The organism is Kineococcus siccus (assembly GCF_009906795.1).
GTDB classification, from domain to species: domain Bacteria; phylum Actinomycetota; class Actinomycetes; order Actinomycetales; family Kineococcaceae; genus Kineococcus; species Kineococcus siccus.
The window spans coordinates 1-928 of the sequence record NZ_JAAALN010000413.1 but is presented as its reverse complement, the minus strand read 5'-3'; the positions used below and the strand labels follow the sequence as shown (position 1 = coordinate 928).

Annotated in this window: 1 protein-coding gene; it reads left to right on the top strand. The window is 76.7% G+C overall.

What is annotated here, in order from left to right; genetic code table 11:
- Positions 1-227 precede the first annotated feature (227 nt).
- A partial coding sequence (locus GTR02_RS21870; protein WP_166609565.1) for a serine O-acetyltransferase occupies positions 228-928 on the top strand: 701 nt, incomplete at its 3' end.

The window sequence follows — 928 nt, the reverse complement described above, 5'->3', positions numbered from 1 at the left end:
GGGGGAGGGCATGACGCGTCGCCCTTCCGTCGCGGGTGGACGTGGGGCGTCACGTCCCCCGCCCATCGACCCGCCGCCCGGGGACCTGAGGCCCGGATCCTGGTCCGAACGAGTGGCGCGGTGCCGCGGTACGGGTGGTCCACGCCCCCGCGCGGCGCCGGGACCCGTCACCGTACGCAGTGGTCGCCGCCCGCCCGCGACCTCCCTGCGAACCCCTGAGGTGACGGATGTCCAGCTCTCGCAACGACCCCCGGTTGTCCGCCCTGCTGCGTGCGGACGTCGACCGCTACAGCTACATGCTGCGGCTCGACGGGACGGCCGCCGTGGGCGTCGAGAGCGCCGGGCTGGACGCGGCGCGCGCCCTGCTCATGTGCCAGGGCCTGCAGGCGGTCGTCGTGCACCGGCTGGGGCACGCGCTCTGGCGGTGGGCCCCCGCCGGCCGGGCCGGCCGCACGGTCCGCCTCGCCGGCCGGCTGGCGCACTTCGCGGCCAACCGCGTCGTGGAGTCGACGACGGGGATCTCGATCGCCGAGAGCGCCTCGATCGGCCCGGGGTTCTACATCGGCCACTTCGGCGGCGTCATCATCGGTCAGGTGCAGCTCGGCGCGAACTGCACCGTCAGCCAGGGCGTGACGATCGGGCGCAGCGGCCGGCGCGGCGAGACGGGTGCGCCCGTGCTCGGGGACCGCGTGTGGGTCGGTCCGGGCGCCGTGCTCGCGGGCAGCATCACGGTGGGCGACGACGCGGTCGTCGGCGCCAACGCGGTCGTCACCGCTCCCGTGCCGGCGCGGCACTCGGCCCTGGGCGCTCCCGCGCGGAGCAGGGAGAGCGCCGGCAGCTTCGAGATGGTCGTCTACCGGGGCGCCGCGGAGGACCCCGCGCGCACCGCGTCGATGCTCGCCCGGTGCCCCGACGCGGTCCCCGCAGC